Raw genomic sequence first — 13,292 nt, forward strand, 5'->3', positions numbered from 1 at the left:
GTGCTGCGTGACTTAACGTTTGACAGGCGTACGCATGGTGACGAACTCTTCTGCCGCGGTCGGGTGTACCCCAATAGTATCGTCAAATACCTGCTTGGTCGCGCCAGCCTTGATGGCAATGGCCAGGCTCTGGACGATTTCGCCAGCATCCGGCCCGACCATATGGCAGCCCAGCACGCGGTCAGTTTTCACATCGACGACCAACTTCATCAATGTGCGCTCCTGATCATCGGTCAGGGTCAGCTTCATCGGCCTGAAACGACTCTCGAAAATCTGCACATCGTGACCGGCCTTGATTGCATCTTCTTCGGTCAGACCGACCGTACCAATGTTCGGCAGACTGAATACCGCCGTCGGGATGTGATTGTAGTCTACCGGGCGATACTGCTCGGGTTTGAACAGTCGGCGCGCGACCGCCATGCCTTCAGCCAGCGCGACCGGGGTCAGTTGCACACCTCCGATGACGTCGCCGATGGCCAGGATGGAAGGCTCGCTGCTCTGGTAATGCTCATCGACCTTGATGTAACCGTGCTCGTCCAGCTTGACGTCGACACTGTCCAGACCGAGGTTGTCGAGCATCGGCCGACGCCCTGTTGCATAGAACACGCAATCGGTCTCGAGCGTGCCGCCGCCCTTCATGGACAACAGCAGACTGCCATCGGCCTGCTTGTCGATGCGCTCGATATCGCTGTTGAAGCGAATCGTCATGTCGCGCTTGAGCAGCTCTTCGTGAAGATGGGTACGAACACCGCCATCAAACCCACGCAGAAACAGTTCGCGGCGGTAGACCAGCGTGGTGTCGGCGCCCAGGCCGTTGAAGATCGAAGCGAACTCCACGGCAATATAGCCACCGCCCACGACCACTACGCGCTTTGGCAGCGTCTTGAGATGAAACGCCTCGTTGGACGTAATGGCATGCTCGCGTCCTGGCACATCAGGCACCTGCGGCCAGCCACCGGTGGCGATCAGAATGCGCTCAACGCTGTAGGTCTGGCCGTTGATTTCGACCTGCTGCGGCCCGACGATCTTTGCGTGGCCTTCGAGCAGGGTAACGCCGCTGTCGACCAGCAATTTACGATAGATGCCGTTGAGGCGGCTGATCTCACTGTCCTTGTTGGCAATCAGCGTGGACCAGTCAAAACTGGCCTCGCCCAATGACCAGCCAAATCCTTTGGCGTGATCGAAATCCTCGGAAAAATGCGCTCCGTACACCAACAGCTTCTTGGGCACGCACCCGACGTTGACGCAGGTTCCACCCAGATAGCGGCTCTCGGCCACAGCGACCTTCGCGCCGAAACCGGCAGCAAAACGCGCCGCCCTGACGCCGCCCGAGCCGGCGCCAATTACAAACAGATCAAAATCAAAGACCATCGATATCTCCTTGGCAGAGGCACAGCATAGCCGCTTGGCGGCCAGTCAGAAATGACAAAGCCACCCGAAGGTGGCTTTGTCCCGGACGTCATCAATCAGAGATCAATGCGCTTTGCCGGTTTTGTAGAAATGCTCGAAGCAGAAGTTTGTCGCCTCGATATAGCCTTCAGCGCCACCGCAGTCGAAACGCGTGCCCTTGAATTTATAGGCAAGCACGTTGCCTTCTGCAGCCTGCTTCATCAAGGCGTCGGTGATCTGAATCTCACCACCCTTGCCCGGCTCGGTCTGTTCGATTTTCTCGAAAATGTCCGGGGTCAGGATGTAGCGGCCGATGATCGCCAGGTTCGACGGCGCATCTTCAGGCTTCGGCTTTTCAACCATGTTGGTCACGCGGAACAGGCCCGGCTTGATCTCTTCGCCAGCGATCACGCCGTACTTGTTGGTTTCCTGCGGATCGACTTCCTGGATGGCGATGATCGAGCAGCCATAATGCTTGTGCAGCTTGACCATCTGCGCCAGCACGCCATCACCATCAGGATTGACGCACAGGTCATCGGCCAGAACCACGGCGAACGCTTCGTTGCCGATCAGCGGGCGACCGCTGAGGATGGCGTGGCCCAGACCCTTCATTTCGGTCTGACGAGTGTACGAGAAGCTGCATTCGTCGATCAGCTTGCGAATACCGACCAGGTACTTTTCCTTGTCAGTACCCTTGATCTGGTGCTCGAGTTCGTAGCTGATGTCAAAGTGGTCTTCAAGAGCGCGCTTGCCACGACCGGTCACGATGGAAATTTCGGTCAGGCCTGCAGCGAGGGCTTCCTCAACACCGTATTGGATCAGTGGCTTGTTGACCACCGGCAGCATTTCCTTGGGCATGGCCTTGGTCGCTGGCAGGAAGCGAGTGCCGTAACCGGCTGCTGGGAACAAGCATTTCTTGATCATAAAAGTCCTTGGTAAGGGCTGTTGGTGTTAACGGCGCAGTCTAATGATGAGGCAGGCACCTTACAATGCTGCCTTTGGCCGTCCGATGCCATCATAGAGGAATACTCGTACAGATAGTTCCGCACTTTCTGGATATTGCCTGTATATAAATGCAGCGCAGGACACCGTCAAAACACCCTCACGACCAGCGCAGCCGGACCTCAATGCCGTTTCTCGACGGCGGCGGCAGTTACACCACGCTTCGCCAATGGCAGGCAGCGACAAGCGGGAGGCAGGCAGTTTATGATGCAAAACATGGCGGAACGATGGCACCCGTTATCAGTCCAACGCTCGCATTTGTTAATTCCCTGGCCTTATCTCGAAGCGAAAAACATGATCAGAATTTTGTCCATTATTGCTGTGCTGGGCCTTACCGGCTGCGCAACCGCCTCCAATACCTACCTGAAAAACGGCAAACAGGGCTTGAGCATCGACTGCTCCGGCGAGGCGATGTCCTGGGCAAGCTGCTACGAAAAAGCGGATGCGTCCTGTGCAGGCACAGGCTATGAAATTGTCGGTACAGATGGCACCCCACAGCCTGCCGAAAGCGACAAGACGCTGGGCGTGGACGTTGGCAACTACAAAAGTCGCAGCGTGCTGGTGGTCTGCAAATAATCAGGCCTGCCGCCCTGCCCGCCACGGGCAGGGCCAGCTGACCGAGCCTGACCTATCAGCCTGAAATGCACGCTTCGGCAGCGTTCTGCACATCCCTGAAACGAATAGGCACATTGGAAAGTCGTTCGTAGACCTTGATCGTACTACCGCCCGAACGGCTCTCGATATCGACCACTGCCGCAGGTGACTTGCTGAGTTTCTGCGCGACGATGACCCGCAGGCCGTCATGGCGAGGCTCGATCAGAGGCGGCTTGCGACTGCTGCTGATCTTGCCAGCGAAGCAATCGGCGTATTCCTGAGGATTCTTGCCCGACATCACGTTCATGGTGGGGGGTGTATGCTCAATGTCGTTCACTGTGGCACAGCCAGTCATTGCCAGAGCCAGGACTACTACAGCAGCCAGTTTCATACAAAGCCTCCAAATAAAGGTCCTACGACAAGCCCCAGCGCAATTAAATCCCGACTGAGGCATTTTTTCCCGGAAACACGGCAAATTAATGTTCACCGACGTCAAATTGCGGGCGTCGCATGCTATCGTTTTGATTTTTCAGAAAAACCCCCATTTCGGAGCCCGTCATGAAATTCGTACACCAGCGTGAGCATCTCAACGAGGACGACCTTGTCGTCATCGAGTGCTCTCAGACCTGCAATATTCGCCTGATGAACGATGCGAATTTTCGCAGCTTCAAAAATGGTGGTCGGCACACCTATCATGGCGGCGCGTTTGACAGATTTCCGGCCAAGATCGCCGCACCAAGCACCGGTTTCTGGAACATCACCATCGATACCGCAGGCCGCAAGGCAGATACCAACGCCGGACGCAAACTGCCTTTCACTCACAAGATCAAGATCGTCCGGCGCTCGACCACTCGCCTGGGATGATGCAAGGAGTCACCGTGAACAATCCAGCCCCGCGCACGACCAAATTTGCTGTCAGCTACAAGCTCAATGGCGAACGCCGCTTCGAATTCGCCCAATTGCAATCGGCATCCACCGAGGAAGCCGAGGCCGCCTTGAAGAAAATGCACGGCGAGAGCGACGACCTTATCACCGACGTCAAGGTCAGCAAGGCTCTCTGATACTCACCGGAGCTCGATCCGATCATGCAACGCAAAGGTGACACTCCCGCCACGCTGGACCTGTTCGCAGACCAGACGGCCCAGCCTCGAAGCGATGAGCGGATCGGGCCTGGGTCATGGCTGTTCAGAGGCTTTGCGCTGAGCACCATGGCGCAGCTGCTGTCCGCCCTTGAACAAACACTGGGCCTTTCCCCGTTCCGGCACATGCAGACGCCCAGCGGGCTGAGCATGTCTGCAGCGCTGAGCAGTTGCGGACAACTGGGCTGGATAACCGATCGTCACGGTTACCGGTACAGCGCAACCGACCCACAAACAGGACAGGCCTGGCCGGCGATGCCGGATGCCTTCATGCAACTGGCGCAGGACGCCGCACTCGCAGCCGGCTATGTCGGGTTCGTGCCTGACGCCTGTCTGATCAACCGCTATATCCCGGGCGCCAAGATGTCCCTGCATCAGGACCGAAACGAACACGACCATCGCTGGCCAGTGGTGTCGGTATCACTGGGCATACCGGCGATCTTTCAGTTCGGCGGCCTGCTACGCAGCGACAAGACCCAGCGCATCTCCCTGTTTCATGGCGACGTGGTGGTCTGGGGTGGCGAGGACAGGTTGCGCTTCCACGGCATTTTGCCCATCAAGCAAGCCGAGCATCCGAAACTGGGTGAGCAACGGATCAACCTGACCTTTCGCAAGGCTGGCCGCGACAGCTGATCAGGCCTCTTCAAGCGCGCCGGAAGTCCTGGCCAGCGCCGGACATACCGCCCGGTGCAGGTTGAGCGCCGTATTGATGATGCCGATGTGGCTGAATGCCTGCGGGAAATTGCCCAGCATGCGCCCGCCCTTCGGATCGTACTGCTCGGCCAGCAGGCCAACGTCATTGCACAGCCCCACCAACCGTTCGAACAGCCGCGCGGCATCATCGGCCCGGCCCAGCAAGACATAGGCATCGGCCAGCCAGAACGAACAGACCAGAAACGTCCCTTCACGACCGGCAACGCCATCAACACTGCGCTCGTTGTCGTAGCGCAGCAGCAGACCATCCTGCATCAGCGTGCGCTCGATCTGCGCTACGGTACCGATAACTCGCGGGTCTTCCGGCGCAAGAAAACCGGTCAGCACAATCTGCAGCAGGCTGGCGTCCACCTCTGTCGAGCCATAAGTCTGCACGAAGCTGCCAAGCTCGGCATCAAAACCGTGGCGACAGACATCGGCATGGATTTCGTCCGCCACTTTCCGATAGTGCACTGCCAGCGCACGATCCTCATCGCTCTCGGCAGCCTGGGCAATCTGCGTGGCGTTACGGTCAAAGGCCACCCAGGCCATGACTTTCGAATGCGTAAAGTGGCGCGGCTCGGAGCGTATCTCCCAGATGCCCGCATCCGGCAGGTGCCAGATCCTCTCCAGATAAGGCATGACCACCTTGGAAATCGCCACGCTGCGCGGATGCTGAGCCATACCGCCGCGCAGCGCCTGGATCAGCGCATCGGCCACTTCGCCGTAGACGTCCAGCTGAACCTGCGTCGCCGCACCATTGCCGACACGCACCGGAAGCGAGTTCTCGTAGCCACTCAGCCAGGGCAGCTCGTACTCCTGCAAACGCCGCTCGCCGCCAACGCCGTACATGATCTGGATCTGTTCCGGGTTACCGGCAACCGAGCGCAACAGCCAGTCCCGCCAGGCCTGGGCTTCCTCGAAATAGCCCAGATTCATGAATGCCAGAAGGGTCATGGTGGCGTCGCGCAGCCAGCAATAGCGGTAATCCCAATTGCGCTCGCCGCCCAACTGCTCGGGCAATGAGGTGGTCACGGCGGCGACGATGCCGCCGGTGGGCGCGTAGGTCATGGCTTTGAGCGTAATCAGCGAGCGCTTTACCTGCGCCGTCCACGGCCCGACGTCAGGGCAGCGATCAGAAAATTCGCGCCAATAGGCTGCGGTGGTCTCCAAGGCCCGATCGGCATCGATCTGGTCGAGCAAGGGTGCAAAGGATGCCTGATAGGCCAGCGTGAAGACCTTGCGCTCGCCTTCATCGACGTGAAAACGGCTGGCGGTGTGATGATCCTGTGGGTGCAGCGCCACAGGGCTGCGCAAAACCAGCATTTCCGGCCCGGCCACTGCCGTCAGCGTATGAGCATCCTTTCGCTCGACCCAAGGCACACTGCTGCCGTAATCGAAACGGATGGCGAGGTCCACAGCGAATTCGACCTGACCGGACAGCCCGACCACCATGCGCACCACGTGGCCGGAGGTCTTCATGGGCATGAAATCGACCAGCATGGCGCGACCGTCACGGGTTTCGAAAACCGTTTCGAGAATCAGGGTGCCGTCGCGATAGCGGCGCTCGACCGCGATAACCTCGGCAGTTGGCGCGATCTTCCAGCGGCCGTGCTCATCACCGCCCAGCAGCGCGGCGAAACAGGCCGTCGAGTCGAAGCGAGGGAAACACAGCCAGTCCAGCGAACCATCACGGGCGACCAGCGCCGCCGTCTCGCAGTTGCCCAGCAATGCGTAGTCTTCGATCAGTGCAGCCATTCAGAAATGCCCGTCGTGATGATGATTCGTTAACGTGGGTATGCAGCTCGATCAGGCATTCAGGATGTAACGCTCGATGGCGTTGGCCACTCCGTCCTGCTCATTGCTATCAGTAACATGGTCAGCCTGTCCCTTGACTGTCTGCTCGCCCTGCCCCATGGCGATGGACAAGCCGGCCTTGTGGAACATTGCCACGTCGTTACCGCCGTCGCCTATGGCCGCCGTACGCGACAGGTCGACGCCCAGATAGTCCGCCAGCGCGACCAGAGCGGAACCCTTGTTGGCCTCCAGCGCAGTCACATCCAGATAGTACTTTTGCGAACGGGCCGCCAGCGCGAGCCCTTCGATCTGCGGATTGAGCTGCGCCTCAAGGGTCTTGAGCAACTCGAAATCACCGCTGGCCGCGACGATCTTGTCGACGCGATCCAGATACGGCTCGAAACTCTCGACCTGAACATAGTCATAGCCCAGTGCATCGAGCTCATGATCGACGTAATCGGCGTCGGGATCGATCAGCAACCACTGATCATCGGCAAACACCCAGATGGCAACGTTCTGCCCGGCAAACAGCTCCAGACAGATACGAACGGCGCGCGGGTCAATGCGATGAGCCACCAGCAGGCTGCCATCGGGATGAGTGATGGTGCCGCCATTGAATGCCACGGTGGGCAGGTCGACATCCAGCGCCTCGATCACCTGGCGCATGGCCCTGGGCGGGCGACTGCTGGCCAGCGTGAAGTGGACGCCGGCAGTACGCAGGCGCTTGATGGCGTCGATATTGGCTTGGCTAAGGCTGTGATCACGGCGCAGTAACGTGCCGTCGATGTCGGACAACAGGAACTGTACAGGCAGTTCAGACATTCAATTCTCTCCATTCCCGACCGTCACGACTCAGCAGCTCTTCACCCGCTTGCGGGCCATCCTTGCCAGCCTCGTAAAGCTGAACTTCCGGCTGTGCGGCCCAGGCGTCGAGGAACGGCTGCACGGCACGCCAGCCGTTCTCGATGTTGTCGGCCCGCTGGAAGAGCGTCTGATCACCGGTCAGGCAGTCATAAATGAGGGTTTCGTACCCGGTGGAGGGCTGCATCTCGAAGAAGTCCTTGTAGGCGAAGCCCAACGCGATATCTTCCATTTCCAGTTTCGGGCCCGGACGCTTGGCAAACAGGTCGAACCACATGCCTTCGTTGGGCTGGATCTGGATCCGCAGGTAGTTGGGCTTGAGCCGGTCGACTTCGGTATCGCGAAACTGTGCGTAAGGAGCAGGCTTGAAGCAGATGGCGATTTCTGTGCTGCGAGCGCTCATGCGCTTACCGGTGCGCAAGTAGAAAGGCACCCCCACCCAGCGCCAGTTGTCGACCATGACCTTCAGCGCAACGTAGGTCTCGGTGCTGCTGTCCGGCTCCACGCGATCTTCCTGGCGATAACCGACGACCTCCTTGTCGCCCATCACGCCCTTCGCATACTGGCCACGCACCGAATTGGCCAGGGCTTCCTCCTGGCTCCAGGGCCGGATCGCGCCGACCACCTTGGCTTTCTCACCGCGAACGGCATCAGCACCGAAAGCGGCAGGCGGCTCCATCGCCACCATCGCCAGCAGCTGGAACAGGTGGTTGGGGACCATGTCGCGCAAGGCACCGGTATGCTCGTAAAAGCTGCCACGGGTTTCCACGCCTACGGTTTCCGCCGCCGTGATCTGTACGTGATCGATGTAGTGATTGTTCCAGAACGACTCGAACAGGCCATTGGAGAAACGGCTGACCAGGATGTTCTGCACCGTCTCCTTGCCCAGGTAATGGTCGATCCGGTAAATCTGCTTCTCGCTCATGACTTTCAGCAGACAGCCATTGAGCTCCACCGCACTGGCCAGATCGGAGCCGAACGGCTTCTCGATCACGACACGACGGAAGCCGTCTTCGGTTTCCTGCAACAAACCTGACGAGCCCAGCCGCTGGGCGACCTCACTGAAAAATCGCGGCGCGGTGGCCAGATAGAACACCGCGTTTGCGGTACCGGTGCTCTCGATCTTGCTGGCGATGTCCTGATAGGTGGAATCGTCGAGGAAGTCGCCCTGCACATAACTGATGCGCTCGGCCAGCTTGCTCCACAGCGCAGGATCGAGCGGATCCTTGCCGCCGCCGGCAACCTTGCCGGCGGCTTCATCACGAATGAAGTTCTCGAGCTTTTTCGCAAAGTCGGCATCGCTGATCGCATTGTGATCGACGCCGACGATATGCAGCCCTTCATCCACCAGACCGTCGCGTGACAGGTTGTAAAGCGCCGGCATCAACAGGCGCTTGACCAGGTCTCCATGGGCACCGAACAGAAACAGGGTCGTGGATGGGGCTACCTCGGTTTTTTGCTCGGCACTGCCACGCGACAGGCCCATTACTTGGGTTCCTTGTGGCCACCAAATCCAAAGCGCATGGCGGACAGCATCTTGTCTGCATACGAGCTTGTCTGGCGGGAACGGAAACGCGCAAAGAGGGCGCTGGACAGCACAGGAACCGGTACCGCCTGCTCGATGGCCGCTTCGATGGTCCAGCGACCTTCGCCGCTGTCGGCAACCGAACCGGAGAACGCATCCAGGTGCGGGTCGGTGGCCAGGGCGTCGGCGGTCAGGTCCAGCAGCCAGGACGACACCACACTGCCACGACGCCAGACTTCGGCAATATCCGCCGTGTTCAGGTCGAAACGCTGTTCAGGCGGCAGGAGTTCGGAGTTTTTCTGCTTGAGAAGATCGAAGCCCTCGGCGAAGGCCTGCATCATTCCGTATTCGATGCCGTTATGGATCATCTTCACGAAATGCCCGGAGCCCGCAGGGCCGGAGTGGATATAGCCACGTTCGGCGCGATCGTCGGTCGAGGTGCGGTCACGGGTGCGCTCGATCGAGCCAAGACCCGGAGCCAGTGTCGCGAACAGCGGATCGAGGCGCTCGACAACGGCGGCCTCGCCTCCGATCATCATGCAGTAGCCGCGCTCGAGGCCCCAGACGCCGCCTGACGTGCCGACATCGACATAATGCAGGCCCTTCGCGGTCAGTTCCTGGGCGCGACGGATATCGTCCTTGTAGAACGTATTACCGCCGTCGATGATCACGTCATCGGCGTCAAGCAACTCACTGAGGGTCTGGATGGTGTCTTCGGTCGGCGCACCGGCCGGGAGCATTACCCAGACAGCACGGGGCTTGGCGAGCGTGCTGACCAGTTCCTTCAGATCTGCGACCGCAGTCGAACCGTCATTGGCCAGGGCGTTGCGCGATGCTTCATCACGGTCGTACACCACAGTCGTATGACCATTCAGCATCAGACGGCGTGCGATGTTGCCGCCCATGCGGCCCAGTCCAATAATCCCAAGTTGCATGAAGGTGCTCCTTAAATCGTAAAAAGGTGCCTCGATTGCCGTCCAGCGCATCGACGGTTTGCGAGCATGCTGTTTAGTCAAGCGAGGCGGAACGTCGGTTCCCTTGCGAGAAGATGAAGACGCGAGCGCCCTCCTGTGGTGCATTTTGTCGCGATTAAGAGACATTCGCGACAATTAAAAATAAAAAAGTTCCAAAATCATGCAAAAGAAATCAGAATCGGTGCCGATAGAGAGGGTAAGCAGCGGCGGTCAGGGATTGAAAGTCATTGCCACGGACCTCTCTGAGGTTGAATCCGCCATTTGCGAGGTGAGCAATGGGCACTGTACTACCAGCACTTGCACCACAAACCCTGTATGTCACTATCCGTCGTGACGAACTGCGCACATTAAAAGAAGAGCGCGAGCAGTTGCAGAAAAAAGTGGCTCATTTGAGCTCGATACTGCAGCAATCGCAGTTATCCGCCCCCGGTAAGATGCTTCAGGCCTGACCGCAACTGTATCATTCTTCAAAACGCCTCAGGGCAAGACCGATAATCCGGCTTGCCCACCTGACCTGCCCCCCCTCTGCTGATCCCGCCATCTGTTCCGTCGTCCGCTCAGCCCGGCTTGCACCTGAACGATCAAAAAAGACGTTTGGCGAACAGGTCCTCTACAGCGGCTTCTGCCAGAACATGGCACGCCCCATTTCAGGGCTCAACTGATAATTGTCAAAACCGAGCTTTCTGTAGGCCCCTTGTGCAACCTCGTTGCCCTCCAGAACCTCAAGCGTCAGCTTGCAGCAGCCACGCTGGCGCGCAATCTCTTCGACCTTGAGCAGCATTTTCTGGCTGATACCGAGGCCACGGTGTTGCGAGAGCACTGCGACGTCATGAATATTGACCAACGGACGACAGGCAAAGGTTGAAAACCCCTCGAAGCAATTGACCAGTCCTACCGGCTCTCCCGAGATGAATGCCAGCACGCTGAACGCATACGGACGCTTTGCGAGTTCGATTGCCAACTGCTGACGGGTATCGCTCGACAGAGGCCGCCCTGTCCCCATGGCATCCATCGAATACTCATTCAAAACAAACCCTATCGCGTCTGCATGCACAGGATTGGTGTAACTCGCTTGCAGTACCAGTACCTCGGGGGCTTCCATTTCCATCCTCGTCAATTCAATCAGAGTGATTCAGTGAAATCAGTCAAAGGGTAATGCCTCAGGCCAGTATCAAGGCCGGGGCTTGTGGCCCGATTCTATCCTGCCCTGCGCCAAAATGTTCCAACGCAGATGTAAGGATTTTCTCGTAGCGCCCGCAGATTGACCGCTGCACGCCTCCGGAAAAGGCGTTATGCACCGTTACGGCTCGTCACGATCTGGTACCAACGGGATTTAGTGATGAAAACCAAGCGCCTGGACTGGATTGTCCAACGATCCGACGGCCGGTAATGCTCCCTGCGGACGCAGAAAAAAGCCTTGAAAAAGCGCAGCGACAACCGGGCTGCCACCTGCAGCCTGTCATCATGTGGCGCGTCGAAGCCCATGCCAGACATCCGCAAATAAAAAAGTCGAAACTTCTCCAAAACCGCCGGGTCAGCTGATTAGAGCATCTATGCTATTGGCTGACATCCGGTAATGGCGACATCACACCGCTTTGTCACTATGCATGGTCCAAACGGGTATCGATCTTGCGTAGTGCACGTATGTGTACCCGGCCATAGGAAATGGCCAATAAAAATCAAGTGATGCACCAAGACTGTTTTAAGGGGAAAAATTGATGATTAGCGCCGCTGTGAAAACCCAGAAGGGAGAGAGTTTTAACCAGCCTGTCGGCGAGCTGACTCATCTGCCGATGTTCTCTAACAAGAGCGTTCCTGTGCTGCAAATGCCAACGTCGACTGTTCAGCCTCAGCCGACCATGTCTCAGGTCAATAGACGCAAAGTGTTGTTCGTGACCTCCGAACTGGCCGATCTGGTGAAAACCGGCGGGCTGGGCGATGTGTCTGCCGCACTGCCGCGAGCCATGCGCCACCTGCACGACGTTCGCGTACTGATTCCAGGTTATCCGCAGGTCATCAACAGCGGTAATCCGATCCATATCATCAGCCAGCTGGGCGGGCATGCAGCGCTGCCGCCTTGCAAGGTGGGTCGCATGGACATGAAAGACGGTCTGGTGATCTACGTACTGATCTGCCCGGAACTTTACGAGCGCGAAGGCACCCCTTACGCCGACAGTAATGGCCGCGACTGGTCCGATAACCATATTCGCTTCGCCCGTCTGGGCCTGGCAGCCGCCGAGTTCGCCGCTGGCGAAGTCAAGAGCCAGTGGTGCCCCGAGCTGGTTCATGCCCATGACTGGCCAGCCGGGCTGGCGCCTGCATACATGCGCTGGCGCGGGCAGTCCACGCCAAGCATCTTCACTGTTCACAACCTCGCCTATCAGGGCACGGTCAGCACTGCCTCAAGCCGTGAGCTGGGCATCCCGGACTCCGCCATTACCCCTGAAGGCATGGAGTTCTACGGTCAGCTGTCGTTCATCAAGGCAGGCATGGCCTTCGCCAGCCACATCACCACCGTCAGCGCCACCTACGCTCGGGAAATCACCACGCCGGAGTTCGGCTGCGGCCTTGAGGGCTTTCTGCAAAGCAAGGCCAACAAGGGCCAGCTCAGCGGCATCCCCAACGGCATTGACGAAAGCTGGGATGCGGCCACTGACGAACACTTGATTTGCCACTTTGCGCCCAACGAGTGGACGCGCAAGGAAATCAACGCTGACTACGTGCGTGAACTGTTCGAGCTGGATGCTTCCACCGGGCCGCTGTTCGCGGTGGTGTCGCGCCTTGTGTATCAGAAAGGCCTGGACCTGACGATCGGCGTTGCCGAACACATCGTCAACAATGGCGGACAGATCGCAATCATCGGCCGCGGCGAGCCCGAGGAAGAACAGGCCATGCGCGAGTTGGCGGAACGTTTCCCAGGCCGCATCGGCGTGCGCATCGGCTTCAACGAAACAGATGCACGACGCATGTTCGCCGGCAGCGATTTTCTGTTGATGCCGTCCCGCTATGAACCTTGCGGGCTGAGCCAGATGTACGCGCAACGCTTCGGCTCGCTGCCTGTCGCCCGCAATACCGGTGGCCTGGCAGATACGATCGAAGACGGCGTTACCGGCTTCCTGTTCAACGAGTCGACAGTCGAAAGCTACACCGAGGCCCTGAATCGCACCTTCCAGGTCTTCGCCCATCCGGAGCTGCTCAACGCCATGCGCTGCCGCGCAATGGCGGCTCCCTTCAACTGGCATCAGGCGGTAGAGCCCTACGCAGATCTCTATCGCGATCTGTTGAAGAAAAACGTGAGTATTTCCAGCAACTACTAGG

At 58.5% G+C, this 13,292-nt stretch carries 14 protein-coding genes; 6 read left to right on the forward strand and 8 right to left on the reverse strand.

Features of this window, described 5'->3' with window-relative positions:
• Nucleotides 1-12 precede the first annotated feature (12 nt).
• Both gorA and galU read right to left on the reverse strand, forming a co-directional pair.
• A complete protein-coding gene (gene gorA / locus GE543_RS02440; protein ID WP_153220512.1) occupies nucleotides 13-1,371 on the reverse strand; it encodes a glutathione-disulfide reductase in 1,359 nt (452 codons plus the stop codon).
• A 102-nt stretch (nucleotides 1,372-1,473) separates the two neighbouring features.
• On the reverse strand, nucleotides 1,474-2,313 hold the full coding sequence (gene galU, locus GE543_RS02445; protein WP_046235283.1) for a UTP--glucose-1-phosphate uridylyltransferase GalU: 840 nt from the start codon (nucleotides 2,311-2,313) through the stop codon (nucleotides 1,474-1,476).
• Nucleotides 2,314-2,685: 372 nt separating this feature from the next.
• Between galU and GE543_RS02450 the strand changes: the two genes are divergently transcribed.
• On the forward strand, nucleotides 2,686-2,967 hold the full coding sequence (locus GE543_RS02450) for a hypothetical protein (protein ID WP_003400694.1): 282 nt from the start codon (nucleotides 2,686-2,688) through the stop codon (nucleotides 2,965-2,967).
• 55 nt (nucleotides 2,968-3,022) lie between these two features.
• Here the strand turns inward: GE543_RS02450 and GE543_RS02455 are convergent, their stop codons facing one another.
• The gene (locus GE543_RS02455) at nucleotides 3,023-3,376 is read right to left on the reverse strand and encodes a hypothetical protein (RefSeq protein WP_003411257.1); all 354 of its coding nucleotides are present in this window, start codon (nucleotides 3,374-3,376) and stop codon (nucleotides 3,023-3,025) included.
• A gap of 167 nt (nucleotides 3,377-3,543) precedes the next feature.
• Here GE543_RS02455 and GE543_RS02460 point away from each other — a divergent pair, with 167 nt between their 5' ends.
• The 3 genes from GE543_RS02460 to alkB are packed head-to-tail and all read left to right on the forward strand — an operon-like array spanning nucleotide 3,544 to nucleotide 4,757.
• Entirely contained in the window at nucleotides 3,544-3,849 is a 306-nt protein-coding gene (locus GE543_RS02460) for a DUF1883 domain-containing protein (protein ID WP_003315318.1), read from the forward strand.
• Nucleotides 3,850-3,863: 14 nt separating this feature from the next.
• Nucleotides 3,864-4,046: a hypothetical protein gene (locus GE543_RS02465; RefSeq protein ID WP_003364465.1), complete on the forward strand. Its 183-nt coding sequence runs from the start codon at nucleotides 3,864-3,866 to the stop codon at nucleotides 4,044-4,046.
• 24 nt (nucleotides 4,047-4,070) lie between these two features.
• The gene (gene alkB / locus GE543_RS02470) at nucleotides 4,071-4,757 is read left to right on the forward strand and encodes a DNA oxidative demethylase AlkB (RefSeq protein ID WP_153220514.1); all 687 of its coding nucleotides are present in this window, start codon (nucleotides 4,071-4,073) and stop codon (nucleotides 4,755-4,757) included.
• Here alkB and GE543_RS02475 read toward each other — a convergent pair whose 3' ends face one another.
• The 4 genes from GE543_RS02475 to gnd are packed head-to-tail and all read right to left on the reverse strand — an operon-like array spanning nucleotide 4,758 to nucleotide 9,986.
• The gene (locus GE543_RS02475) at nucleotides 4,758-6,575 is read right to left on the reverse strand and encodes a glycoside hydrolase family 15 protein (protein WP_153220516.1); all 1,818 of its coding nucleotides are present in this window, start codon (nucleotides 6,573-6,575) and stop codon (nucleotides 4,758-4,760) included. It abuts the gene before it with no gap.
• A 51-nt stretch (nucleotides 6,576-6,626) separates the two neighbouring features.
• The gene (locus GE543_RS02480) at nucleotides 6,627-7,436 is read right to left on the reverse strand and encodes an HAD family hydrolase (protein ID WP_103695641.1); all 810 of its coding nucleotides are present in this window, start codon (nucleotides 7,434-7,436) and stop codon (nucleotides 6,627-6,629) included.
• On the reverse strand, nucleotides 7,429-8,961 hold the full coding sequence (gene zwf, locus GE543_RS02485; protein ID WP_046269701.1) for a glucose-6-phosphate dehydrogenase: 1,533 nt from the start codon (nucleotides 8,959-8,961) through the stop codon (nucleotides 7,429-7,431). Before zwf ends, GE543_RS02480 begins: the two co-directional genes overlap by 8 nt.
• Complete coding sequence (gnd, locus tag GE543_RS02490) at nucleotides 8,961-9,986, reverse strand: phosphogluconate dehydrogenase (NAD(+)-dependent, decarboxylating) (RefSeq protein WP_323178387.1); 1,026 nt, start codon at nucleotides 9,984-9,986, stop codon at nucleotides 8,961-8,963. Before gnd ends, zwf begins: the two co-directional genes overlap by 1 nt.
• Before the next feature lie 263 nt (nucleotides 9,987-10,249).
• Here gnd and GE543_RS02495 point away from each other — a divergent pair, with 263 nt between their 5' ends.
• The gene (locus tag GE543_RS02495) at nucleotides 10,250-10,423 is read left to right on the forward strand and encodes a DUF6026 family protein (RefSeq protein WP_032698693.1); all 174 of its coding nucleotides are present in this window, start codon (nucleotides 10,250-10,252) and stop codon (nucleotides 10,421-10,423) included.
• A gap of 161 nt (nucleotides 10,424-10,584) precedes the next feature.
• Here the strand turns inward: GE543_RS02495 and GE543_RS02500 are convergent, their stop codons facing one another.
• The gene (locus GE543_RS02500) at nucleotides 10,585-11,076 is read right to left on the reverse strand and encodes a GNAT family N-acetyltransferase (RefSeq protein WP_032703004.1); all 492 of its coding nucleotides are present in this window, start codon (nucleotides 11,074-11,076) and stop codon (nucleotides 10,585-10,587) included.
• A gap of 616 nt (nucleotides 11,077-11,692) precedes the next feature.
• Here GE543_RS02500 and glgA point away from each other — a divergent pair.
• Nucleotides 11,693-13,291 (forward strand): glycogen synthase GlgA, encoded by a 1,599-nt coding sequence (gene glgA, locus GE543_RS02505; RefSeq protein WP_153220518.1) that lies wholly within the window; start codon nucleotides 11,693-11,695, stop codon nucleotides 13,289-13,291.
• The last annotated feature ends 1 nt before the right edge of the window (nucleotide 13,292 follow it).

It is taken from the genome of Pseudomonas sp. SZ57 (genome assembly GCF_009495975.1).
GTDB lineage: Bacteria > Pseudomonadota > Gammaproteobacteria > Pseudomonadales > Pseudomonadaceae > Aquipseudomonas > Aquipseudomonas syringae.

Bases quoted from the DNA above. Each gene is read 5' to 3' on its own strand.
- GE543_RS02460 (WP_003315318.1), top strand. From the start codon at position 3,544: ATGAAATTCGTACACCAGCGTGAGCATCTCAACGAGGACGACCTTGTC.
- galU (WP_046235283.1), bottom strand. From the start codon at position 2,313: ATGATCAAGAAATGCTTGTTCCCAGCAGCCGGTTACGGCACTCGCTTC.
- zwf (WP_046269701.1), bottom strand. From the start codon at position 8,961: ATGGGCCTGTCGCGTGGCAGTGCCGAGCAAAAAACCGAGGTAGCCCCA.
- glgA (WP_153220518.1), top strand. From the start codon at position 11,693: ATGATTAGCGCCGCTGTGAAAACCCAGAAGGGAGAGAGTTTTAACCAG.
- gnd (WP_323178387.1), bottom strand. From the start codon at position 9,986: ATGCGCTGGACGGCAATCGAGGCACCTTTTTACGATTTAAGGAGCACC.
- GE543_RS02455 (WP_003411257.1), bottom strand. From the start codon at position 3,376: ATGAAACTGGCTGCTGTAGTAGTCCTGGCTCTGGCAATGACTGGCTGT.
- alkB (WP_153220514.1), top strand. From the start codon at position 4,071: ATGCAACGCAAAGGTGACACTCCCGCCACGCTGGACCTGTTCGCAGAC.
- GE543_RS02450 (WP_003400694.1), top strand. From the start codon at position 2,686: ATGATCAGAATTTTGTCCATTATTGCTGTGCTGGGCCTTACCGGCTGC.
- GE543_RS02475 (WP_153220516.1), bottom strand. From the start codon at position 6,575: ATGGCTGCACTGATCGAAGACTACGCATTGCTGGGCAACTGCGAGACG.
- GE543_RS02480 (WP_103695641.1), bottom strand. From the start codon at position 7,436: ATGTCTGAACTGCCTGTACAGTTCCTGTTGTCCGACATCGACGGCACG.
- GE543_RS02495 (WP_032698693.1), top strand. From the start codon at position 10,250: ATGGGCACTGTACTACCAGCACTTGCACCACAAACCCTGTATGTCACT.
- GE543_RS02500 (WP_032703004.1), bottom strand. From the start codon at position 11,076: ATGGAAGCCCCCGAGGTACTGGTACTGCAAGCGAGTTACACCAATCCT.
- gorA (WP_153220512.1), bottom strand. From the start codon at position 1,371: ATGGTCTTTGATTTTGATCTGTTTGTAATTGGCGCCGGCTCGGGCGGC.